The organism is Stenotrophomonas sp. NA06056, from assembly GCF_013364355.1.
Taxonomy (GTDB): Bacteria; Pseudomonadota; Gammaproteobacteria; order Xanthomonadales; family Xanthomonadaceae; genus Stenotrophomonas.
In genome coordinates, this window is record NZ_CP054931.1 from 3,685,773 (window position 1) to 3,706,989 (window position 21,217).

Annotated in this window: 22 protein-coding genes; 13 read left to right on the plus strand and 9 right to left on the minus strand. The window is 66.6% G+C overall.

Translation table 11 applies throughout. The features are described 5' to 3' along the window. Nucleotides 1–31: 31 nt before the first annotated feature. Complete coding sequence (locus tag HUT07_RS16640) at nt 32–520, plus strand: RDD family protein (protein WP_176021832.1); 489 nt, start codon at nt 32–34, stop codon at nt 518–520. An 82-nt stretch (nt 521–602) separates the two neighbouring features. Here the strand turns inward: HUT07_RS16640 and lptG are convergent, their stop codons facing one another. Further along, nucleotides 603–1,709, minus strand: coding sequence for an LPS export ABC transporter permease LptG (gene lptG, locus HUT07_RS16645; RefSeq protein WP_176021833.1), 1,107 nt, complete (start codon nt 1,707–1,709; stop codon nt 603–605). Beyond that, nucleotides 1,706–2,788, minus strand: a complete 1,083-nt coding sequence (lptF, locus tag HUT07_RS16650; protein ID WP_176021834.1) for an LPS export ABC transporter permease LptF — start codon at nt 2,786–2,788, stop codon at nt 1,706–1,708. Before lptF ends, lptG begins: the two co-directional genes overlap by 4 nt. 104 nt (nt 2,789–2,892) lie before the next feature. On the opposite strand from lptF, the gene HUT07_RS16655 reads away from it, so the two are divergent. The 5 genes from HUT07_RS16655 to HUT07_RS16675 all read left to right on the plus strand — a co-directional run bounded on the left by HUT07_RS16655 (nt 2,893) and on the right by HUT07_RS16675 (nt 8,896). Next, a complete protein-coding gene (locus tag HUT07_RS16655) occupies nt 2,893–4,371 on the plus strand; it encodes a leucyl aminopeptidase (protein WP_176021835.1) in 1,479 nt (492 codons plus the stop codon). 97 nt (nt 4,372–4,468) lie between these two features. Beyond that, nucleotides 4,469–4,894 carry a DNA polymerase III subunit chi gene (locus HUT07_RS16660; RefSeq protein ID WP_176021836.1) on the plus strand — a complete coding sequence of 142 codons (426 nt, stop codon included), beginning with the start codon at nt 4,469–4,471 and terminating at the stop codon, nt 4,892–4,894. 19 nt (nt 4,895–4,913) lie between these two features. Continuing rightward, nucleotides 4,914–5,105, plus strand: coding sequence for a YqaE/Pmp3 family membrane protein (locus HUT07_RS16665; RefSeq protein WP_025879360.1), 192 nt, complete (start codon nt 4,914–4,916; stop codon nt 5,103–5,105). Nucleotides 5,106–5,139: 34 nt separating this feature from the next. Beyond that, nucleotides 5,140–7,968 carry a valine--tRNA ligase gene (locus HUT07_RS16670; protein WP_176021837.1) on the plus strand — a complete coding sequence of 943 codons (2,829 nt, stop codon included), beginning with the start codon at nt 5,140–5,142 and terminating at the stop codon, nt 7,966–7,968. Between the two features lie 106 nt (nt 7,969–8,074). Beyond that, nucleotides 8,075–8,896 (plus strand): EamA family transporter, encoded by an 822-nt coding sequence (locus HUT07_RS16675; protein WP_176021838.1) that lies wholly within the window; start codon nt 8,075–8,077, stop codon nt 8,894–8,896. Nucleotides 8,897–8,941: 45 nt separating this feature from the next. Here the strand turns inward: HUT07_RS16675 and rimI are convergent, their stop codons facing one another. The 3 genes from rimI to pssA are packed head-to-tail and all read right to left on the minus strand — an operon-like array spanning nt 8,942 to nt 10,730. Beyond that, on the minus strand, nt 8,942–9,439 hold the full coding sequence (gene rimI, locus HUT07_RS16680; protein ID WP_176021839.1) for a ribosomal protein S18-alanine N-acetyltransferase: 498 nt from the start codon (nt 9,437–9,439) through the stop codon (nt 8,942–8,944). Continuing rightward, nucleotides 9,436–9,954 carry a hypothetical protein gene (locus HUT07_RS16685; RefSeq protein ID WP_176021840.1) on the minus strand — a complete coding sequence of 173 codons (519 nt, stop codon included), beginning with the start codon at nt 9,952–9,954 and terminating at the stop codon, nt 9,436–9,438. The genes rimI and HUT07_RS16685 overlap by 4 nt, the downstream gene beginning before the upstream one ends. Then, nucleotides 9,951–10,730 (minus strand): CDP-diacylglycerol--serine O-phosphatidyltransferase, encoded by a 780-nt coding sequence (gene pssA, locus HUT07_RS16690; protein WP_176021841.1) that lies wholly within the window; start codon nt 10,728–10,730, stop codon nt 9,951–9,953. Before pssA ends, HUT07_RS16685 begins: the two co-directional genes overlap by 4 nt. An 80-nt stretch (nt 10,731–10,810) precedes the next feature. On the opposite strand from pssA, the gene HUT07_RS16695 reads away from it, so the two are divergent. From HUT07_RS16695 to HUT07_RS16705, 3 genes are all read left to right on the plus strand, one after another. After that, a complete protein-coding gene (locus HUT07_RS16695; RefSeq protein ID WP_176021842.1) occupies nt 10,811–11,188 on the plus strand; it encodes a DUF4124 domain-containing protein in 378 nt (125 codons plus the stop codon). Nucleotides 11,189–11,773: 585 nt separating this feature from the next. Next, nucleotides 11,774–13,477: a proline--tRNA ligase gene (locus HUT07_RS16700; protein WP_176021843.1), complete on the plus strand. Its 1,704-nt coding sequence runs from the start codon at nt 11,774–11,776 to the stop codon at nt 13,475–13,477. 221 nt (nt 13,478–13,698) lie between these two features. Next, nucleotides 13,699–14,082 carry an H-NS histone family protein gene (locus HUT07_RS16705; protein ID WP_089238647.1) on the plus strand — a complete coding sequence of 128 codons (384 nt, stop codon included), beginning with the start codon at nt 13,699–13,701 and terminating at the stop codon, nt 14,080–14,082. Nucleotides 14,083–14,175: 93 nt separating this feature from the next. Here the strand turns inward: HUT07_RS16705 and HUT07_RS16710 are convergent, their stop codons facing one another. Next, a complete protein-coding gene (locus HUT07_RS16710; protein WP_176021844.1) occupies nt 14,176–15,435 on the minus strand; it encodes a threonine/serine exporter family protein in 1,260 nt (419 codons plus the stop codon). Between the two features lie 92 nt (nt 15,436–15,527). Here HUT07_RS16710 and HUT07_RS16715 point away from each other — a divergent pair, with 92 nt between their 5' ends. From HUT07_RS16715 to HUT07_RS16730, 4 genes are read left to right on the plus strand one after another with little or no spacing between them, the layout of a single operon-like run. Further along, nucleotides 15,528–16,649: an ABC transporter permease gene (locus HUT07_RS16715; RefSeq protein WP_176021845.1), complete on the plus strand. Its 1,122-nt coding sequence runs from the start codon at nt 15,528–15,530 to the stop codon at nt 16,647–16,649. A gap of 1 nt (nt 16,650) precedes the next feature. Then, complete coding sequence (locus HUT07_RS16720) at nt 16,651–17,478, plus strand: ABC transporter ATP-binding protein (protein ID WP_176021846.1); 828 nt, start codon at nt 16,651–16,653, stop codon at nt 17,476–17,478. A gap of 3 nt (nt 17,479–17,481) precedes the next feature. After that, complete coding sequence (locus HUT07_RS16725) at nt 17,482–18,408, plus strand: MlaD family protein (RefSeq protein WP_176021847.1); 927 nt, start codon at nt 17,482–17,484, stop codon at nt 18,406–18,408. After that, the gene (locus HUT07_RS16730) at nt 18,405–19,046 is read left to right on the plus strand and encodes an ABC-type transport auxiliary lipoprotein family protein (protein WP_176021848.1); all 642 of its coding nucleotides are present in this window, start codon (nt 18,405–18,407) and stop codon (nt 19,044–19,046) included. The genes HUT07_RS16725 and HUT07_RS16730 overlap by 4 nt, the downstream gene beginning before the upstream one ends. 84 nt (nt 19,047–19,130) lie before the next feature. Here the strand turns inward: HUT07_RS16730 and HUT07_RS16735 are convergent, their stop codons facing one another. Genes HUT07_RS16735 through HUT07_RS16745 form a run of 3 tightly spaced genes read right to left on the minus strand, consistent with a single transcriptional unit; the run spans nt 19,131 to nt 21,127 of the window. Further along, nucleotides 19,131–19,715: an alpha-ketoglutarate-dependent dioxygenase AlkB gene (locus HUT07_RS16735; RefSeq protein ID WP_176021849.1), complete on the minus strand. Its 585-nt coding sequence runs from the start codon at nt 19,713–19,715 to the stop codon at nt 19,131–19,133. Nucleotides 19,716–19,761: 46 nt separating this feature from the next. Then, nucleotides 19,762–20,394 (minus strand): CoA transferase subunit B, encoded by a 633-nt coding sequence (locus tag HUT07_RS16740; RefSeq protein ID WP_176021850.1) that lies wholly within the window; start codon nt 20,392–20,394, stop codon nt 19,762–19,764. A gap of 1 nt (nt 20,395) precedes the next feature. Further along, nucleotides 20,396–21,127: a CoA transferase subunit A gene (locus tag HUT07_RS16745; RefSeq protein ID WP_176021851.1), complete on the minus strand. Its 732-nt coding sequence runs from the start codon at nt 21,125–21,127 to the stop codon at nt 20,396–20,398. Nucleotides 21,128–21,217 lie beyond the last annotated feature (90 nt).

Sequence of the window (21,217 nt, forward strand, 5' to 3'; positions counted from 1 at the left end):
GGGCACGGCCAGCATTGCGTATGCTCGGCACATGTCGAGCCCCGCTACCGATGCGGCCCACGCCGCCGCTGATACGCCCCGCCCGCGCGCGCTGCTGCTGTGGCGCCTGCTGGCGATGATCTATGACGCGTTGCCGGTACTGGCGCTGTGGATGCTGGCCGGCACCGTGTTCACCCTGGCCTATACCTTCAGCGGCCATGCGCAGCGCGAGAACATCGCGCCTTTCAGTGCATGGCAGTGGCTGCTGTGGGCCGTCTGCTGGGGCATGACCGGGTGGTATGCCACAGCCAGCTGGCGGCGTGGCGGGCAGACATTGGGCATGCGCCCGTGGCGCTTGAAGCTGGAATCACGCGACGGCGCGCCACTGCGACGCGGCCAGTTGTGGCTGCGGTTCGCAGTGTGCACGCTGTCGCTGCTGCTGGGCGGATTGGGCTTCTGGTGGGCGCTGGTGGATCGCCAGCACCTGACCTGGCACGACCGCGCCAGCGGCACCCGCATGGTGCGGATGCCGAAACGCTGACCTGTCCTGGTAGCGCCTGGCCATGCCCGGCGGACGTGGGATATCGGACACCTTCGCCGGGCATGGCACGGCGCTACCGCAATCAGCCGGACTTGCGCCGGAACAACAATCCGGACACCGCCAACATCACGATCGGCGGCAGCGCGTAGGCAATGCGATAGTCGAACTTGAGCGCGCCGGCCATGCGGCCGAAGAACAGCTGCAGCAGCCAGAACGCCAGCGCGAACAGGATGCCCAGGAACAGGCGCTTGCCCATGCCGCCACTGCGCAGTGAACCGAACGCGAACGGCACCGCCGCCAGGCACAGCGCCAGCACATTCAACGGATAGAACCAGCGGCTCCAGTACACATCCTCGTAGTCGCGCGCATCCAGTCCGTTGCGCTCGCGGTAGGCGATGCTGGTGCTCAGTTCGGACACGCTGAGGTTGCGCGGCTTGGCGATGCCGGTGGCCAGGGCCCCTGCGTCCAGCTTGGAATTCCACGGCTCGCGGGCCGCTTCCTGGCGCGTTGCCGAACGCTCGCCGAAGGTGTCGCGGCGCACGCCGGTCAACACCCAACCGTCCTTGTCATGCTCGGCGGTGGCGGCATGGGTCAACGTGCCGACCCGCCCGTCCTCGTTGATCCTGTAGAGGCGCACGTCACGCAGAATCAGCCGCGTGCCCTTGTCGCCCACCAGTTGCTCTTCGCCCGTCTGTGCGTTGAGGAACGTGTCACCCTCGCGCGCCCACAGACCGGAATAACGCGCCACCGCCATGTCGGTGCCCCACTTGGCACTCATCTTCAGCGAATCGGCACGGTTCTGGCCCCAGGGGCCCAGGGTCTCGGCGCTGATCACCATCAGCCCGGTCAGCAGCGACAGAGCGATCGCTACCGACACGCTCAGGCGCTTGCGCGACAGGCCCAGCGCGCGCAGCGCGGTCAGCTCCGAGGTCGCGGCCAGCTGGCCCAGGCCCATCAGCGCGCCGATCACCGCGGCAGTCGGGAACATCGTGTAGGCCCGACGGGGCACGGTGTACAGCACCCAGGCTGCCGCATGGCCCAGCGAATAGCCGTTCTTGCCGATGTCCTTGAACTCGCCGGAGAAGGCCATCAGCACGTCCAGGCCGACCAGCACCGCCCAGGTCAGCAGCACGGTACCCAGCACCGCCCGGCCCAGGTACAGATCGAAACGCATCGGTCGCAGCATCATGCGCGGGCTCCCTTCGGGCGGGCCATGCGGCCGTCACGCGCGTACATCCAGATCGCCAGTGCCAGCAGAGGCAGGGTCAGCCACCACAGGCCAAGCGCCGGCGGAATTTGGCCGTTGGCAATCCAGCCGCTGCCGATGAACATCATGTTGGTGCCGACCATGTACGCCAGCAGGGCCAGCATCATCCGGCCATAGCGCTGCTGGCGCGGCGAACTGCGGCCCAGCGGCACGGTCAGCAGGGCAAAGGCCAGTGCGATCAGCGGCGGTGCCAGGCGACGGTGCAGCTGCGCCTGCGCCTCGGGGCGCTTGTCGCCGAACAGCGCGGTGGTCGGCATCAGCTCGGGGTCATCACTCTTGCGGGCTTCACTGCCATCGGGCAGCGCCACGTCGTTGCGGGCGAAGGTCGCCAGACGGTAGTCCAGCGCGCCGGCCACCGGCCCTTCCAGCTGGTGGCCATCATCCAGTTCGAGGAAGCGCTGGCGCGCCCCTTCGAAGTACATGCGGCCGCCGGCGGCGGACACCACTTCAAGGCGATCTTCCTTCTGCCGCTGCATGAACACCCGGCCCAGCTGGCTGCCATCGGGGGAGATCGAGGCGACGTAGACCACCCCACCATTGGGCAGCGGGGTGAACCGGCCCGGCTCCAGGCCGGCCATCAGCACGCTGCGGTTGGCGTCCTGGATCATCTGTTCGGCGGTTCGCTGGGCCCAGGGCCCCAGCCACAACGAACAGGCGCCGACCACCGTGATCACCGGCAGCACCAGCAGCAGCAGGGGCTTGAGCAGGCGCTTGGGGCCGACACCAATGGCGGTGATGACCGCCATTTCCGAGTCGCGGTAGAGGCGGGCGATGGCCAGCAGCAGGCCCAGCATCAGTGCCAGCGGCAGGATCAGCGGCATGTAGACGATGAACTGCAGGCCCAGCTGCGAGAACAGCAGCTTGGCCGGCAGCCGCCCGTCGGCGATGTTGCCGAGGATGTCCACCAGCACGCCGCCCACGCTGACCACCAGCAGGACGATCAGGGTAGCCAGGAAACTCTGGACGAAATCGCCCAATAGATAGCGGTCGAGCTTCAACATGGGGCGGTGGTTTAAACTCTCAGGTTCGTTCGCGGTGCCGCCCAGTCTAGCGTCTGGGCGTAAACGGTCCGCGATTGTACGGACTTGCCAATGGAATCTGCTCAATGGCTCTCGAATTCACCCTGAACCACCTCGCCGCGGCTTCGGCCGCCGTTGACTGCCTCGTCGTCGGCGCCTATGCCGACCATACCCTGACTGCGTCCGCGCAGGCACTGGATGCTGCAAGCGGTGGCCGCCTGGCCGCCCTGGCCCAGCGCGGCGACCTGTCCGGCAAGACCGGCGCCACCACCCTGCTGCACGATCTGCCGGGCGTGACCGCCCCGCGCGTGCTGGTGGTCGGGCTCGGCGATGCTGCCCGCTTCGGCGTGCCGCAGTACCTGAAGGCAGTCGGCGACGCCGTGCGCGCGCTGAAGGCTGGCGCTGCCCGCAGCGCACTGTTCACCCTGTCCGAGGTGGCCATCAAGGACCGCGACGCGGCCTGGGCGATCCGCCAGGCAGTGATCGCCGCCGACCACGCCGCCTACCGCTACACCGCCACCCTGGGCAAGAAAAAGGCCGATGATGCCGGCCTGGCCCAGCTGGCCATCGCCGGTGATGACGCGCAGGCCCTGGCCCAGGGCCAGGCCATCGCCGCCGGTGTCGAATTCGCCCGCGAGCTGGGCAACCTGCCGCCGAACTACTGCACCCCGGCCTACCTGGCTGAAGTGGGCGTGAAATTCGCCGGCGAGCATGACGGTGCCGAAGCGGAAATCCTCGACGAGACCCAGATGGAAGCGCTGGGCATGGGCTCGCTGCTGGCCGTGGCCCGTGGCTCGGCCAACCGCCCGCGCCTGGTGGTGCTGAAGTGGAACAACGGCGGCGACGCCAAGCCCTACGTACTGGTCGGCAAGGGCATCACCTTCGATACCGGTGGCGTCAACCTGAAGACCCAGGGCGGCATCGAAGAGATGAAGTACGACATGTGCGGTGGCGCCAACGTCATCGGCACCTTCGTCGCTGCGGTCAAGGCCAAGCTGCCGTTGAACCTTGTCGTGGTGGTGCCGGCGGTGGAAAACGCCATCGACGGCAACGCCTACCGTCCGTCCGACGTCATCACCTCGATGTCGGGCAAGACCATCGAAGTGGGCAACACCGACGCCGAAGGCCGCCTGATCCTGTGCGACGCCCTGACCTACGCACAGCGCTTCGAGCCGCAGGCGCTGGTCGATGTGGCCACCCTGACCGGTGCCTGCATGGTCGCCCTCGGCCACCAGACCGCAGGCCTGATGAGCAAGCACGACGACCTGGCCAACGAACTGCTGGCCGCTGGCGAGCAGGTCTTCGACCGCGCCTGGCGCCTGCCGCTGTGGGACGAATACCAGCCGATGCTGGATTCCAGTTTCGCCGACGTCTACAACATCGGCGGCCGCTGGGCCGGTGCCATCACCGCCGGTTGCTTCCTGTCGCGCTTCGCCGAAGGCCAGCGCTGGGCCCACCTGGACATCGCCGGCGTGGCCAGCGATGAAGGCAAGCGTGGCATGGCCACCGGCCGTCCGGTCGGCCTGCTGAGCCAGTGGTTGCTGGACCAGGTCGCCCGCGCCTGACGCTGTACCTGACCCTGGCCGGCAACCGCCGGCCGGGGCCTCGCCGATCCAGCCGTCACCCGGCATGGATCGGCACCTGCCTCACCTGGATGCCGCCATGCCCCGCGCCGACTTCTACCTGATCGCCAAGCCCCGTTTCCTGACCGAGCCACTGCGCCTGGTCTGCGAGCTGGCGCGCAAGGCCAACGACGCCGGGTTGTTCACCCTGGTGCTGACCCGCGACCAGGCCCAGGCCGAAGAACTCGACGAACTTCTCTGGTCGTTCGACGACGATGCCTACATTCCGCACCAGATCGTGGGTGAGGATGTGGACGAGGAAGAGGCGCTGGTGCTGATCGCCCCGCCCGGTGGCGAGGCGCCCGTGCGGCCGCTGGTGATCAACCTGCGCGACGAACCCTGGCTGGGCCAGTGCGAGCGCGTGCTGGAAGTGGTGCCGGCCGATCCGGAAGCACGTGAACCGCTGCGCGAGCGCTGGCGCCAGTACAAGACCGCCGGTTACGACCTGAACAAGCACGACATGTAAGCCCAGCGAGGACCCCTTGATGCGCCTGTTGATCGCCCTGATTCTTCCCTGGCTGTCCTTTTTCACCATCGGCCGGCCGTTTGCCGGCATCGTCTGCCTGATCCTGCAGATCACCCTGATCGGCTGGCTGCCCGCCGCGATCTGGGCTGCCTATTCGGTCAGCCAGTACCACACCGACCAGAAGATCCGGCGCACCCTCGGGTCGCGCTGATCTCCCTTCCCGCCTTGATGACTGGTTCCCCCGCATGACCCAACTCGCCTCCAGCTACGACCCGAAGTCCTTCGAGACCGACCTCTACGAGGCCTGGGAGAAGGCCGGCCATTTCAAGCCGTCCGGCAAGGGCGAGCCGTACACCATCCTGCTGCCGCCGCCGAACGTAACCGGCACCCTGCACATGGGCCATGCCTTCCAGCAGACGCTGATGGATGCGCTGGTGCGCTACCACCGCATGCGCGGCTACGACACGCTGTGGCAGGTCGGCACCGACCATGCCGGCATCGCCACCGAAATGGTGGTCAGCCGCAACCTGGCGCTGGAAGGCAAGGGCGAGACCCGCGATTCGCTGGGCCGCGAAGGCTTCATCGGCAAGGTGTGGGAGTGGAAGCAGCAGTCCGGTGACATCATCGAACGACAGATGCGCCGCCTCGGCACCTCGGCCGACTGGTCGCGCAGCACCTTCACCATGGACCCGCAGCCGTCCGAAGCGGTGATCGAGGCCTTCGTGCGCTGGCACGAACAGGGCCTGATCTACCGCGGCCAGCGCCTGGTCAACTGGGATCCGGTGCTGAAGACCGCGATCTCGGATCTGGAAGTGGAGAGCGCCGAGGAAGACGGTTTCCTGTGGTCGATCGCCTACCAGCTGGATGAAGGCCTGAGCTACGAGCACGTCGAGCGCGATGCCGACGGCGTCGAGACCCTGCGCGAAACCCGCGATTACCTGGTGGTCGCCACCACCCGCCCGGAAACCCTGCTGGGCGACACCGCGGTGATGGTGCACCCGGAAGACGCGCGTTACCTGCACCTGATCGGCAAGAGCGTGGTGCTGCCGCTGACCGGTCGCCGCGTGCCGGTGATCGCCGACGACTATGTGGACCGTGCGTTCGGTACCGGCGTGGTCAAGGTCACCCCGGCGCATGACTTCAACGATTACCAGGTGGGCGTGCGCCACAGCCTGCCGATGATCAACCTGTTCACCCCGGTGGCGGCGATCAACGACAACGCGCCGGAACGTTTCCAAGGGCTGGACCGTTACGACGCGCGCAAGGCCGTACTGGGTGAACTGGAAGACCTGGGCATCCTGGTCGAGACCAAGGCGCACAAGCTGCAGGTGCCGCGCGGCGACCGTACCGGCCAGGTGATCGAGCCGTACCTGACCGACCAGTGGTTCGTGAAGATGGACGAACTGGCGCGGCGTGGCCTGGAGCTGGTGGAGGACGGTTCGATCTCGTTCGTGCCGCCGAACTGGATCAACACCTACCGCCACTGGATGACCAACATCCAGGATTGGTGCATCAGCCGCCAGCTGTGGTGGGGCCACCGCATTCCCGCATGGTTCGATGCAGCCACCGGCAACTGCTACGTCGGCCGCAGCGAGGACGAGGTGCGGGCGAAGCACAATCTCGGCAGCGACGTCGTGCTGAGCCAGGAAAGCGACGTGCTGGAGACCTGGTTCTCCTCGCAGCTGTGGCCGTTCTCCACCCTGGGCTGGCCGAACGAACAGGCGATGGCCGAGCGCGGTTTCGACCGCTACCTGCCGTCGTCGGTGCTGATCACCGGCTTCGACATCATCTTCTTCTGGGTGGCGCGCATGATCATGGCCACCGACAACCTGACCGGCAAGGTGCCGTTCAAGGACGTCTACTTCACCGGCCTGATCCGCGATGGCCAGGGCCAGAAGATGTCCAAGAGCAAGGGCAACGTGCTCGATCCGTTGGACATCATCGACGGCATCACCATCGATGACCTGGTGGCCAAACGCACCGGCGGGCTGATGCAGCCGCGCATGGTGGAAAAGATCGAGAAGGCCACGCGCAAGGAGTTCCCGGACGGCATCGCCGCCCATGGCGCCGATGCGCTGCGCTTCACCATCGCCGCGCTGGCCACCCATGGCCGCGACATCAAGTTCGACATGAACCGCGCCGAGGGTTACAAGAATTTCTGCAACAAGCTGTGGAACGCCAGCCGCTTCACCCTGATGAACACCGAAGGTGCGGCGTTCACCGGCGTGCCGACCCCGCGTACCGATGCCGAGCGCTGGATCCTTTCGCGCCTGGCCGCCACCACCGCCGAAGCGCAGGGCCATTTCGCCGCCTATCGCTTCGACCTGCTGGCGCAGTGCCTGTACGAGTTCGCCTGGAACGAGTTCTGCGATTGGTTCCTGGAGCTGAGCAAGCCGGCGTTGAACGGCGCCGATGCGGCTGACGCCCACAGCACCCGCCACACGTTGCTGTATGTGCTGGAAGCGCTGCTGCGCCTGCTGCACCCGCTGACCCCGTTCATCACCGAACAGCTGTGGCAGCAGCTTGCGCCGCGCCTGGGCTTGGCCGAAACCACGCTGTCGCTGCGCCCGTACCCGACTGCCGCCGAGTTCGAGGGCGATCATGCCCAGGCCGAAGCCGACGTTGAATGGCTGAAGGCCGTGATCAGTGCGGTGCGCCGCGTGCGCAGCGAGCTGAATGTCGCCCCGTCCAAGCTGGTACCGCTGCGCCTGCTGGCCGGCCTGGAGCAGGACCGTGTGCGCATCGAGCGCTTCAGCGCATCGCTGTCGTTCCTGCTGAAGCTGGACAGCATCCAGTGGCTGGCCGACGCACAGAGTGCGCCGCCTGCAGCAGCGGCGATCGTCGGTGAGCTGAAGCTGCTGGTACCGCTGGAAGGCCTGGTCGATCTCGATGCCGAGCGTGCGCGCCTGGACAAGGAGATCAAGCGCGTGGAAGGCGAGCAGGAGAAGAGCGAGACCAAGCTGGCCAAGTTCTCCGACAAGGTGCCGCCGGCGGTGATCGAGCAGGAGCGCGTGCGCCTGCTCGACTGGAACAACCAGCTGAGCGGCCTGCGCGAGCAGCGCGCGAAGCTGTAACACCTGTAGGTTGGGTGCCAACCAAGGTTGGCATCTACCAACGCGGAATCGGAAACGCCGGGCACTGCCCGGCGTTTCCATTTCTGCCACATGGCATCATCGGGCGATGCCGCTTTCCCTCTTCCTGCTGGTCCTCGCTGCTGCGGCACTGCACGCCAGCTGGAACGCGATCGTCAAACGCGGGCCGGACAAGTTCCTCGGCACCGTACTGGTGACCGGCAGTGCGGCGTTGCTGTCGGCGGCGGCGTTGCCGTTGTTGCCCTTCCCTGCCATGGACAGCTGGCCGTGGCTGGTGGCGTCGGTGCTGCTGCAGGTGACCTACTACGCCCTGGTCGCACGCTGCTACCAACAGGTCGACATGAGCCTGGCGTATCCGATGATGCGCGGCTGCGCGCCCATACTTGTTGCGTTGGCCGGCGCCGTGCTCGGCGAACGCCTGCCGCCTTCAGCCTGGCTCGGCGTCATCCTGGTGAGCGGCGGCATCCTGTGCATGGCCCGCGGCGCACGCAGTGGCCAGCTGCGGCTGCCGGTGCTGACGGCGGCGATGATCGCCACCTACACGCTGGTTGATGCACAGGGTGCGCGGCTGTCCGGCAATGCGCTGAGCTATACGTTGTGGTTGTTCCTGCTGTCGGGCATCCCGCTGCCAGCGTGGGCGTTGTACACGCGACGTGGCGCGGTGCTGGCCTACGCGCGCCAACATTGGCCGCTGGGTCTGGCCGGCGGCATCGGCACCACCGCGTCGTATGCGATGGCGCTGTGGGCGATGACCCAGGTACCAGTGGCGATGGTGTCGGCGCTGCGCGAATCGTCGATCCTGTTCGCGCTGCTGATCTCGGTGTTCCTGCTGCGCGAACGGGTACCGCGTGCACGCTGGCTGGCGGCGGTATTGATCGTCGGGGGTGTGCTGGCGCTGCGGTTGGCGTAAACAACGCTCCGGTAGTGCCGGCCGCTGGCCGGCAACCCTTCGACCTTACAGCGGCGGCATTGTCTCCAGCTCGCCGTCCACCAGTTCGATCGCCATCACCAGCGCATCTTCGCGCCCCTCCGCAGCAGGATAATAGCGGGGGCGCCGGCCAATCTCGTTGAAGCCTTCGCTGTGGTACAGCGTCAGCGCCGGGGTATTGGACGGACGCACTTCCAGGAACACCCGCTGGGCGCCACGATCACCGGCCAGGCGAACCAGCGCACGCAGCAGTTCACGGCCAAGCCCACGCGACTGCACCAGCGGATCGATGCAGATGTTCAGCACATGCGCTTCATCGGCAGCCAGGCTGAGCACGCCATAGCCGATCAACAGGCCATCGCGCTCCATGGCCAGACCGGGGTAACCGGCACGCAGGCAATCCAGGAAAATGCCGCGGGTCCAGGGATAGGGATAGCCACGCACTTCGATGGCCATTACTGCGTTGAGATCACTCTCGCGCAGTGCACGCATCGCCACCGGCCCGGGCTGGCTGACCGCACTCATGCGGCTCCGCCCTTGCGCAATGCACGCAGCTGCGGCCACAACGCGCGTTTGGCTGCGGGGTCGCGACGTAGCTGCTCCAGTGGCCAGCTGTCCATCAACGCCTGCGTGGCCGGATCATTGGGATTGCAGCCCGACGCACGCAACAGCGCGATCTGCAGGCGATCAGGCAGGCGCACCAGCGGCTGGCGTGCGTTACCGGTGGCCAGCGGACGGGCCGCCGCCGGTACGGTGTCCGGCGCCGCCACCGGCACGGCAGTGCGTGGCGTCGCGCGCTCGGGCCGGGCTTCCAGCACCGGATCGCGCTGGCTGCGTTCCTGCGGCATCGACGGCGGCGGCGTTCTTGCCGACTCCACCGCCACCGCTGCGGGCATTGATGCCTCGGCGTCGGCCACGCTCAGCTGCAACGCTGCGTCCATCGCGGCGGCCAGCTGACCATCGTGATAGACGGTGTAGCCCATTGCCTGCAGCCAAGCCTGCTGGGCCGGGGACCACAACACGGGCAGGTCCTGGCTCACGCCGCCTCGGGCTTCTTGCGCAGGCGCTGCATGCCCCACATCACCGGGCCTGACAGGGCGTACAGGATGCCGACGACGAACAGCACGCGGGGCAGATCGATCACCGCGATGGCGATGCCGATCGGCACCAGTGCCAGCACCAGGAACGGGACGCGGTCCGAACGTGCGCCCTCCTTGGCCGGACCGCCCTTGAAGCTCCAGAAGCGGATGCGGCTGACCATCAGCAGTGCGGCGACAAGGGTCACCGCCAGCGCCACGAAGCGCAGCTCGTTGCCGTTCCAACCCAAGGTGCCATCGGCGAAGGCCCAGACGAAGGACATCATCAGGCCCGCAGCAGCCGGGCTGGCGAGGCCGACGAACCAGCGCTTGTCGACCACGGCCACCTGGGTATTGAAGCGCGCCAGGCGCAGCGCCGCGCAGGCGGCATACAGGAAGGCCACTGCCCAGCCCAGGCGGCCGACCAGCTCACCGTCGTACTTCAGTTCCGACAGCGACCAGTGGTACATCACCAAGGCGGGCGCCATGCCGAAGCTGACCAGATCGGCCAGCGAGTCGTACTGCACCCCGAACTCGCTGCTGGTACCGGTCAGGCGCGCGACTCGGCCATCGAGGCCATCCATCACCGCCGCGACGAACACAGCGATGCTGGCATTGACGAAATCCCCGTTGGCCGCGGCGATGATGGCGTAGAAGCCAGAGAACAGCCCAGCCGTGGTGAACAGGTTGGGCAGCAGGTAAATCGTGCGCGAGCGCGGCGGCGGTGTGATCGGGTCCATGGAATCCAGTTTAATCGACTTGCCAGCGGTCGGCGCCAATGCTGCAATCGGCGTTCTACGCCCATTCTGCGGAGTTTGCCATGCGTGCCCTGTCCTGCCTGGGTTGCCTGCTGCTGTTGGCCAGTACCACGGCGCTGGCCGGGCCCGTCTACAAATGGAAGGATGCCAAGGGTGTGACCCAGTATTCGGAAACGCCGCCGACCGGCGCCAAATACGAGACCCGCGCCCAGGCCAAGGCCGCTGTGACGGAAGAAGCGGAGGCGGCCAGTGCCGCCCCGGTGCCCAAGGAATGCAGCACCGCCCGCGCCAACCTTGCGCTGCTGGAGGGCGGTGGCCCGGTGATGCAGGACACCGATGGCGACGGCAAGGCCGATACCGCGCTCACCACCGAACAGCGCAGCAGCCAGAAGGGTCTGGCCGAGGCGACGATCAAGGCGTACTGCCCACCGGCGGGTTGAGGGGTATCGGCCGGGCGGCGCCCGGCACCCGCAGAGGCCAGAGCCAAAGCCAAAGCCAAAGCGGCTTTCTGCGGGATGGCGGGGCACTGTGGGTTTGCGGGGCCGCCGCAAGTACGTCCGTGTAGGCTTGGTCGCCGCATCCATGCGGCTCACACCCCGCAAACCCACAGTGCCCCGCCTTCGACAGTTTCCCGGTGGCCAGTAGATCCACGCCATGCGTGGATGAATCTCCATCGAAATCGAATATTTCGACAATTGATCGAAGAGCATCCACGCATGACGTGAATCGTGTCGACCAAGGTCGACACCCACCAAGAGCAGGCCATGCCAGCCCGACAGATCGCGGAAACCTGTCGAAGGCGGGGAGGGTCCGGTTGCGGGGGTGTAAGCGCCATGGATGGCGCGCCCAAGCCCCCATGGATGGGTTCACGGCGCCCCCCGCAACCGGACCCACCCCGCCATCCCACGGAACGCCCGCTTTTGACGTTGCCGTTGGTTCGGCGGGTGCCGGGCGCCGCCCGGCCGATACCCCTGCCCCGGCCGGGCTGGCAGAATAGGTATCTCTGCCGTAATCCGAAGCCGACGATGCGCCTCTCCCAGTTCCACCTGCACACCACCAAGGAAACCCCCAGCGACGCCGAGCTGACCAGCCACCGGCTGATGCTGCGCGCGGGCATGATCCGCAAGCTCGCGTCCGGCCTGTACACCTGGTCGCCGCTGGGCCTGCGCGTGCTGCGCAAGGTCGAACGCATCGTCCGCGAGGAAATGGACCGTGCCGGTGCCGTCGAATTCCAGATTCCGACCATCCAGCCGAAGGAACTGTGGGAGCAGACCGGCCGCTGGCAGAAGTTCGGCCCGCAGCTGCTGAAGATCAAGGACCGCAAGGAACAGACCTTCTGCTACAGCCCCACCGCCGAAGAAGCCGCCTGCGATTTCGCGCGCAGCGAACTGTCCAGCTACAAGCAGCTGCCGGTGAACTTCTACCAGATCCAGACCAAGTTCCGCGACGAGATCCGCCCGCGCTTCGGCGTGATGCGTGCGCGCGAGTTCCTGATGAAGGACGCCTATTCGTTCCACCTGCATGACGAAGATCTCGTGCGTGAGTACGAAAACATGAAGGTGGCCTACAGCCGCATCTTCACCCGCCTGGGCCTGGACTTCCGCATGGTGCAGGCCGATTCCGGCGCGATCGGCGGTGACGCCTCGCAGGAATTCCACGTGATCGCAGATTCCGGTGAGGACGCGCTGGTGTTCTCCACCGGTTCGGACTACGCCGCCAACATGGAAGCGGCCATTGCCGCCGATCCGGCTGCGCGCGCTGCGGCCAGCGAAGCACTGCGCAAGGTCGAAACCCCGACCCAGAAGACGTGTGAAGACGTCGCCGCCCTGCTCGGCATCGATCTGCAGCGCACGGTGAAGTCGGTGGCGCTGATCGCCGGTGAAGGCAAGGCACAGCAGTTCGTGCTGGTGCTGGTGCGTGGCGATCACGAGGTCAACGAAATCAAGCTGGGCAAGGTTGCGGGTCTGGACGAACAGCGTTTTGCCAGCGAAGCAGAGATCGCCGAGTATCTCGGCAGCGTGCCGGGCTTCCTCGGTCCGGTCGCGCCGGCGAAGCCGATCCGCGTGGTCGCTGATCGCGAAGTGGCAGCAATGTCCGACTTCGTCGTCGGCGCCAACGAGGCCGGTTTCCACCTGGCCGGCGTCAACTGGGGCCGCGACCTGGCCGAACCGGAAGTGGCGGACATCCGCAATGTACGCGCCGGTGATCGTGCGCTGGATGGCGGCGAGCTGAAGATCGCCCGCGGCATCGAGGTCGGCCACGTGTTCCAGCTGGGCCGCACCTATGCCAAGGCGCTCGATGCCACCGTGCTGGACGAGAACGGCAAGGCCGCGGTGATGACGATGGGCTGCTACGGCATCGGCATTTCGCGCGTGGTCGCTGCCGCAATCGAACAGAACCATGACGATGCCGGCATCATCTGGCCCGACGCGATGGCGCCGTGGCAGGTGGTGGTCTGCGTGATCAATCCGAAGGGTGACACCGGCGTGGCCGATGCAGCAGCCAGCCTGCTGCAGGAGCTGCGCGATGCAGGCCTGGACGCGGCACTCGACGACCGCGGCCTGCGCCCGGGCGCGATGTTCGCCGACATGGAACTGATCGGCATCCCGCACCGCGTGGTGGTCAGCGAGCGCGGCCTGGCCGCAGGCACCTTCGAGTACCGCGCGCGTCGCGCCGCCGAAGCGGAGAGCCTGGACAAGGCCACCCTGCTGCAGCGCCTGCAGGGTTGATCGGAAAAGACCGGGGTATACCCCGGTCTTTTTTTGCCGGATGGCCGCCTCCGGAAAATCGCCGCGGACATAATCCGGTCAAAATGGTCGCAACCGGGCCAGGCAGCCGACAGACGGTGACCGCAACCGTTTGTGCTGGGATTAATTCCTCATTACTCTGTCCCGCGACGCCACGGACCGGCTCGTCCCTGTCCCTAAATTAGTTTCTGGAGTAATCGTTGATGAGCATCGACCTGACCGGCCTGTCGGCACGTGAGCTGGGCGCATTGATCCGCACAGCCAAGAAGCAGCAGACCATCGTCGCCAAGCGTCGCCCGATCACCAAGGTGCGTGCCCAGCTGAGCAAGCTGGCCAAGACCGAGGGTTACACCATCGAGGAACTGTTCGGTGGTGAACCCGCACCGCGCGCGCGCAAGGTCGCCAAGGCCACCAAGGCCCCGTCCAAGACCGCCGGCCGCAAGCTGGGCAAGGTTGCGCCGAAGTACCGCAACCCGGCCAACCCGAAGGAAACCTGGACCGGTCGTGGCAAGCAGCCGCGCTGGATGGCCGAGCTGACCGCCAAGGGCAGCAAGAAGCCGGAAGATTTCCTGATCAAGAAGGCCTGAGGCCTGATCGGGTTGCAATGAAAAACGCCGGCGAAAGCCGGCGTTTTCTCTTTGTCCGGTGTGTGGACCAACGGTCCACACCCACAAGCGCCATCAGAGCGTCTTGCGCGCCGGCATCAGCAGGTTGCCGAACAGCAGGCCGGCGACCAGCGCCATCACCACGTTCAACACGGTCAGGAACACGCTCTGGCCAGCGCCCACGTCCTGTTGCTGGACCAGGGTCAGCACGCCCCGCAGGCTCGTGCTGCCAGGCACCATCATGATGATGCCCGGCAGGCGGATGATCGCGCCGGGACGACCGACCACGCGCCCGAACAGGTTGCCGCCGGCGGTCAGCAGCATGGCCGACAGGAAGATGCCGGCCGGCGTACCCCAGGCATGACCGCCAAATTTGGAGATCGCATAACCGGCCACCGAGGCGGCGATCACCCACGGATAGTCGCGGCGGTTGGCCTTGAACAACATCGCGAAGGCGAACGCTGCAGTCAGCAGCGAGCCCCACTCCACCCACGGTCCCTGCGGCCGCGAGGCACGGATCATCGGGTCCAGCCCCAGCACATCGGCCAGGGTCACCGCGATCATCGCGCCGACGCTGAGCTTCATGATCGTGGTCAGCGCGCCGGCAAAGCGTGCGGTGCCGGACACCCAGTGCTGGCTGGCCAGTTCATTGACCGCATTGGTCAGTGACATGCCGGGCAACAGCACCACCAGCGAGGCGATGATCACCGTGTTGAGATTCAGTGCGCCCACGAACGTGGCGACGACGGTGGCGACCAGGCCGGCCAGCAGCGCCGCCAATGCTTCGCCCGCTTCGCGGCTGGCCGGGCGCCGGTCGGTGACCATGCCGAGCAGGCCGATCAACAGACCGATGACGCCGGCCGTGGCAATGTCCAGCCACGGCAGCTTCCACATGCCCGCCACGCCGGCCGCACCGAGGGTGAAGGACAGGATGGTGCGCAGCTTGCCGCGCCGGCCCGGATCCTTGTCCAGCTGGCGCAGCGCAGTGTGGCCCTGGGCGATGCTCATGCGGCCGTTGGCCACTTCTTCGGCGATCCCGTCAGCCACGCTGAGCTTGTGCAGGTCGTTCTCGCCGGGCGCCAGCCGGATCACCCGGGTGATGTCGCTGGAGCCGATGGCCTGTGCCGGGTCGCTGAAACTGAGGATGATGCCCGTGGGGTTCGACCACGGTTCACAATCCAGATCGAGCTGCCGGGCCAATGCAACCACCGCCGCTTCCAGGCGCTGGGCCGTTGTGCCGTAGCTGTGCAGGCGGCCGGCGATCTCGGAAACGAAGGCCACGCGCTGCGCGTAGGTGGCCTGGGGCGTGGGGATCGTGTGAGCGTCTGCGGACATGCGCCGTAGTATTACCTACGTCAGGCTCTGCTGGAGAAATTCATCCTGGTTCGACGCGACGTGCAATTCAGAACGGTTATGCTGCGACCCGAATGGCCCCCATGACCCCGACCCACGCCCCCCAGCTCGAACAGGACGCTCAGGATCCGGGACTGATCCGGCTGTCCGGCCACTGGACCCTGAAGACCGCGCTGGCCGCGGCCGAAGTGCTGCGCGGTGTCCCGGACAAGCTGACCGGCATCGACGCCACCGGCATCGAACTGCTCGACTCGGCCGGCGTGCTGCAGGTACTGCGCGTCGCCCATCGCGCCGATCTCAGCGAGCAGGCGCTGCAGTTCCGCCCGGACCACCAGGCACTGGTGTGCACCATTGAAGAAGTGGCCGATGACCGCCCGAAGCCGAAGCGTGACTTCGGCGTGCTGGCGGCGCTGGAGCGGCTGGGCGTCAGCGTCCATGCCACGGGCCACAACATCAAAGCGCTGTGCAGCTTCCTCGGTGAAAACCTGGTCAAGGCCGCACGCCTGGTCAAGGAACCGCGACGTTTCCGCCTGACCGCGACCGTGCACCAGATGGAGCAGGTCGGGCTGGACGCGGTACCGCTGGTGGCGCTGCTGTCCTACCTGGTCGGTGCGGTGATCGCATTCCTCGGCTCGACCATCCTGCGTGATTTCGGCGCGGAGATCTTCGTGGTCGAGCTGGTGAACATCGCCTTCCTGCGCGAATTCGCCGTGCTGCTGACCGCGATCGTGCTGGCCGGTCGCACCGCCAGCGCCTTCACCGCACAGATCGGTGCGATGAAGGCACGCGAGGAAATCGATGCGATGCGCACCTTGGGGCTCGACCCCATCGACCTGCTGGTGCTGCCGCGCCTGATCGCGCTGCTGGTGACCCTGCCGCTGCTGACCTTCATCGCAATGGTCGCCGGCCTGGCCGGCGGCATCACCGTCGGCGCGTTCGACCTGGATATTCCGCCGCAGATGTACATCGCGCGCATGCACGACACGATGGAAGTACGGCACATGCTGGTGGGCCTGGCCAAGGCGCCGGTGTTCGCGCTGGTGATCGGCCTGATCGGCTGCCTGGAAGGCCTGAAGGTCGAAGGCACCGCGCAGTCGGTCGGCGAGCGCACCACGTCCAGCGTGGTGCAGACGATCTCGCTGGTGATCATCATCGACGCCTTCGCGGCGTTGTGGTTCATGCACATGGACTGGTGACATGAGCACGCATTCGGCCCCCGAAGAAATCCCCATGCAGGACGACGACGGCCACGACCTGGCGATCCGCGTGCGTGGGCTGGTCAACCACTTTGGCAGCCAGACCGTGCACGAAGGGCTGGACCTGGACGTGCGGCGTGGCGAGATCCTTGGCGTGGTGGGCGGCTCGGGCACCGGCAAATCGGTGCTGATGCGCTCGATCCTGGGCCTGCGTGTGCCCAATGCCGGGCAGATCGAAGTGCTCGGCCGCGACGCGCGTGCCGACGATGCCGAGAGCCGCCTGCACATCGAACGCAATACCGGCGTGCTGTTCCAGGACGGCGCCCTGTTCTCATCGCTGACTGTCGGCGAAAACGTGCAGGTGCCACTGAAGGAACATCACCGCGAGCTGCCCGAGCGCTGGCACTACGAACTGGCGCTGCTGAAGGTGAAACTGGCCGGCCTGCCCGCCGATGCGATCAACAAGCTGCCCTCGCAGCTGTCCGGTGGCATGCGCAAGCGCGCTGGCCTGGCACGTGCGCTGGCACTGGACCCACCGCTGCTGTTCCTGGATGAGCCCACCGCCGGCCTCGACCCGATCGGTGCGGCGGCATTCGACCGCCTGATCAAGACCCTGCAGGAAGCGCTGGGGCTGACCGTGTTCCTGATCACCCATGACCTGGACACGCTGTATGCGATCTGCGACCGGGTAGCGGTCATCGCCGACCGCAAGGTGGTGGCCAATGCGCCGCTGCCGGAAATCGAGAGACTGGATCATCCGTGGATCCAGGAATACTTCCACGGACCCCGCGCGCGCGCCGCGCGTGGCGAACAGATCGAGAGTGCCTGAGCCATGGAAACGAAAGCCAACTACGTGCTGATCGGCGCGTTCACCCTGATCACCGGCCTGGCCCTGCTGGCCTTCGGCCTGTGGGCCGCCAAGTACTCCTCCGACCGTACCTGGCAGGAATACCGGGTGGTGTTCCGCGAGGCGGTGACCGGCCTGTCGGTCGGCAGCCCGGTGCAGTACAACGGCATCGCGGTGGGCTCGATCACCGAACTGAACCTGGTGCCGGACGATCCGCGCCAGGTGGTCGCACGCATCCGCCTGAACTCGACCACGCCGGTCAAGACCGATACCCGCGCCAAGCTGGCGATCACCAGCCTGACCGGCCCGTCGATCATCCAGCTCAGCGGCGGCACGCCGCAGTCGCCGGCACTGACCACGGTCAACAAGGACCCGGCTCCGATCATCCCGACCACACCGTCGGCCCTGCAGAACATCACCGACGTGGCCAACCGCATCGTCGAGCGCATGGACCAGGTTCTCAGCGACCGCAACGTCGCCTCGATCAACGCCACCCTCGCCAATCTGGAAACGATCAGTGGCGGACTGGCCGACCGTGACCAGGGCACGCAGGCGCTGCTGCTCAGCGCACGCGACGCCGCGCGCAGCCTGGACACCACCCTGAAGACCACCAACGGCACCATCGAGCGCCTGGACAAGAACCTGGTGCAGCAGCTGCCGGGCATCATCGACAAGCTCGACGCCACCCTGGCCAAGCTTGATTCGGCCGCCGGCAATGCCGATTCGATCCTCGGCGAGAACCGTGCCGCCATCAACAGCTTCGCCAATGACGGCCTGGGCCAGCTCGGCCCGACGCTGGGTGAACTGCGCGGCCTGATCCGCGACCTGCGCAGGGTCAGCGACCGCCTCGAGAACAACCCCGCGCGCTACCTGCTCGGCCGCGATGCCCCGAAGGAGTTCGAACCCAAATGAGCCCGACCACCCTTCCGCGCCTGTTGCTGGCCGCCTCGCTGGCCACCCTGCTGGGTGGCTGCTCGATCCTCGGCAGCGGCGACAAGAACCCCGTCACCCTGTATTCGCCGGCCGTGCAGGTCAAGGTCGACCCCAGCTGGCCGCAGGCCGACTGGCAACTGGTGCTGGCCAAGCCCAGCGCCGCGCGCATGGTCGACAGCCCACGCATCAACGTGCGGCCGACGCCGTCGGAGCTGGAGATCTACAAGGGCGCCAGCTGGGCGCAGCCGGCCACCGACATGATCGAAGACACCCTGCTGCGCGGCTTCGAGGATTCCGGCCGCATCCACGGCGTGGCCCGCGTCGCCGCCGGCATCCGCGCCGATTACAAGCTGTCCACCGACATCCGCCGATTCGAGTCGGACTACCAGGGCCAGCCCACGCCGACGGTCGTCATCGAGATAAACGCCAAGCTGATCGACGTGACCAACCAGCGGGTGGTCGCCGACCGTACCTTCCGTCAGCTGCAGCCAGTGGGGAGCACCGATGTGCCGGCAGTGGCCGCCGCCTTCGAGCGCGGCCTGCAGCAGGTGGCGCAGGACGTGGTGGGCTGGACGCTGAGCAGCGGGCAGAGCGACAAGCAGGCGCTGAAGCGCTGATCAGTCTCCGCTGATCGCGCCGGCCCTGGTCCTGCAGAGCGGGTAGATCCACGCCATGCGTGGATGAATGCTCTGGGACCTGTGTCAGGTTCGCGGCATGATCCAGCGGAACGTCAGGTTGATGCGTTCCCCCTGCACCCGCGCCATCTTCGGTAGCGCGTGCTGGTAGTGGCGCTGGGTCGTACCGCCCATCAGCAGCAGGTCGCCATGGCCGAGCAGGTACTCGGCCTTGCGCGTGTTGTCATCGCGGCGGCGCAGCAGGAAGCGCCGCGCTGCCCCGAGGCTCAACGACGCAATCAGTGGCGCCGGCCCCAGCTCCGGCTCGTCATCGCTGTGCCAGCCCATGTAGTCGGCGCCGCCGCGATAGCGGTTGAGCAGCACGCTGTTGAATCGACCGACGCTCTGCAGCCGATCACGCAGCGCGGACAGCAGTGGCGGCCAAGGATGCGGCACGAACTCGGCACCGGAATAGCGGTAACGTGCTTGCGGATCGCCGATCCAGCAACTGAGCCGGGGTGAATCCACCCAGTTGCCGAACATGCGGATGCGGTGGACCTGCCACGGGACCGCTTCACACAGCGATTGCAACAACGTGTCCGCGTCTCCCACTGGCAACCAGCCCGGCAGATGGCGGACATCAGCATCAGGCAGATCGTGGGGAAACAGCATGGCGGCGCCAGGGATATGGGGCAGCGACGCGCCGCCCCGTGGAGGCTCAGCGGCGTTTGAACGCAACGCCGGTCTTTTCCTTCAACTCGTCCTCGCCCACACCTTCAGCGGTCTCCACCAGCACCAGACCGTCATCGGTCACGTCGAATACCGCCAGATCGGTGATGATGCGATCGACCACGCCCACGCCGGTCAACGGCAAGGTGCACTCGGACAGGATCTTGTGTTCGCCGTTCTTGGCGGTGTGCTCCATCAGCACCACCACCCGCTGCACGCCCGCCACCAGGTCCATCGCCCCGCCCATGCCCTTGACCATCTTGCCGGGCACCATCCAGTTGGCCAGGTCGCCCTTGTCGGTCACCTGCATCGCACCCAGGATGGCCAGGTTGACGTGGCCACCGCGGATCATCGCGAAGCTGTCATGGCTGCCGAAATAGCTGGCACCGGCGCGTGCGGTCACGGTCTGCTTGCCGGCGTTGATCAGGTCGGCATCCACTTCGCTTTCGGTCGGGAACGGACCGATGCCGAGCAGGCCGTTTTCCGATTGCAGCCACACGTCCACACCGTCGGGAATATGGTTGGCCACCAGCGTCGGCAGGCCGATGCCCAGGTTCACGTAGGCGCCATCGGTCAGTTCACGGGCAGCGCGCGCCGCCATCTCGTCGCGGGTCCATGCCATGTCAGTTGCCCTCCGCACGGATGGTGCGCTGTTCAATACGTTTTTCGGGAGTGGGGTTGTGCACGATGCGGTGCACGTAGATACCCGGCAGATGCACCTGGTCCGGGTCGATGCTGCCGACCGGCACCACCTCCTCCACTTCCACGATGCAGACCTTGCCGGCCATTGCGCAGGCCGGGTTGAAGTTGCGCGCGGTCTTGCGGAACACCAGGTTTCCGGCCTCATCAGCCTTCCACGCCTTGACCAGTGCCACGTCGGCGCGCAGCGCGGTTTCCATCACATAGTGCTTGCCGTCGAACTCGCGGGTTTCCTTGCCATCGGCGACCACCGTGCCGTAACCAGTGGCAGTGAAGAACGCCGGAATACCAGCACCGCCGGCGCGCAGGCGTTCGGCCAGGGTGCCCTGCGGGTTGAACTCCAGCTCCAGTTCACCCGCCAGGAACTGCCGTTCGAATTCCTTGTTCTCGCCCACGTAGGACGAAATCATCTTCTTGATCTGCCGGGTTTCCAGCAGCTGGCCAAGGCCGAAGCCGTCCACGCCAGCGTTGTTGGAGATCACGGTCAGGCCCTTGGCGCCGCTGTCGCGCAGCGCGGCGATCAGTGCCTCGGGAATACCACACAGGCCGAAGCCACCCACGGCCAGAACCTGGCCGTCGGCGACCACGCCCTGCAGGGCATCCGCCGCAGAGGCGAAACGCTTGCTGCGCGTGCCGCTGGAAGTCGATTGCTGCATCTCTACTGCCCTACCCGGTGAGAATGTCGCCATTCTAGCGGCACACCCGTTGCCGGCTGGGATGCGCCGCAGCATGAACCGGCATGCCGG

Coding starts and splice junctions, on each gene's coding strand:
- HUT07_RS16640 (WP_176021832.1), top strand. CDS start 32: ATGTCGAGCCCCGCTACCGATGCGGCCCACGCCGCCGCTGATACGCCC.
- lptG (WP_176021833.1), bottom strand. CDS start 1,709: ATGATGCTGCGACCGATGCGTTTCGATCTGTACCTGGGCCGGGCGGTG.
- lptF (WP_176021834.1), bottom strand. CDS start 2,788: ATGTTGAAGCTCGACCGCTATCTATTGGGCGATTTCGTCCAGAGTTTC.
- HUT07_RS16655 (WP_176021835.1), top strand. CDS start 2,893: ATGGCTCTCGAATTCACCCTGAACCACCTCGCCGCGGCTTCGGCCGCC.
- HUT07_RS16660 (WP_176021836.1), top strand. CDS start 4,469: ATGCCCCGCGCCGACTTCTACCTGATCGCCAAGCCCCGTTTCCTGACC.
- HUT07_RS16665 (WP_025879360.1), top strand. CDS start 4,914: ATGCGCCTGTTGATCGCCCTGATTCTTCCCTGGCTGTCCTTTTTCACC.
- HUT07_RS16670 (WP_176021837.1), top strand. CDS start 5,140: ATGACCCAACTCGCCTCCAGCTACGACCCGAAGTCCTTCGAGACCGAC.
- HUT07_RS16675 (WP_176021838.1), top strand. CDS start 8,075: ATGCCGCTTTCCCTCTTCCTGCTGGTCCTCGCTGCTGCGGCACTGCAC.
- rimI (WP_176021839.1), bottom strand. CDS start 9,439: ATGAGTGCGGTCAGCCAGCCCGGGCCGGTGGCGATGCGTGCACTGCGC.
- pssA (WP_176021841.1), bottom strand. CDS start 10,730: ATGGACCCGATCACACCGCCGCCGCGCTCGCGCACGATTTACCTGCTG.
- HUT07_RS16695 (WP_176021842.1), top strand. CDS start 10,811: ATGCGTGCCCTGTCCTGCCTGGGTTGCCTGCTGCTGTTGGCCAGTACC.
- HUT07_RS16700 (WP_176021843.1), top strand. CDS start 11,774: ATGCGCCTCTCCCAGTTCCACCTGCACACCACCAAGGAAACCCCCAGC.
- HUT07_RS16705 (WP_089238647.1), top strand. CDS start 13,699: ATGAGCATCGACCTGACCGGCCTGTCGGCACGTGAGCTGGGCGCATTG.
- HUT07_RS16710 (WP_176021844.1), bottom strand. CDS start 15,435: ATGTCCGCAGACGCTCACACGATCCCCACGCCCCAGGCCACCTACGCG.
- HUT07_RS16715 (WP_176021845.1), top strand. CDS start 15,528: ATGGCCCCCATGACCCCGACCCACGCCCCCCAGCTCGAACAGGACGCT.
- HUT07_RS16720 (WP_176021846.1), top strand. CDS start 16,651: ATGAGCACGCATTCGGCCCCCGAAGAAATCCCCATGCAGGACGACGAC.
- HUT07_RS16725 (WP_176021847.1), top strand. CDS start 17,482: ATGGAAACGAAAGCCAACTACGTGCTGATCGGCGCGTTCACCCTGATC.
- HUT07_RS16730 (WP_176021848.1), top strand. CDS start 18,405: ATGAGCCCGACCACCCTTCCGCGCCTGTTGCTGGCCGCCTCGCTGGCC.
- HUT07_RS16735 (WP_176021849.1), bottom strand. CDS start 19,715: ATGCTGTTTCCCCACGATCTGCCTGATGCTGATGTCCGCCATCTGCCG.
- HUT07_RS16740 (WP_176021850.1), bottom strand. CDS start 20,394: ATGGCATGGACCCGCGACGAGATGGCGGCGCGCGCTGCCCGTGAACTG.
- HUT07_RS16745 (WP_176021851.1), bottom strand. CDS start 21,127: ATGCAGCAATCGACTTCCAGCGGCACGCGCAGCAAGCGTTTCGCCTCT.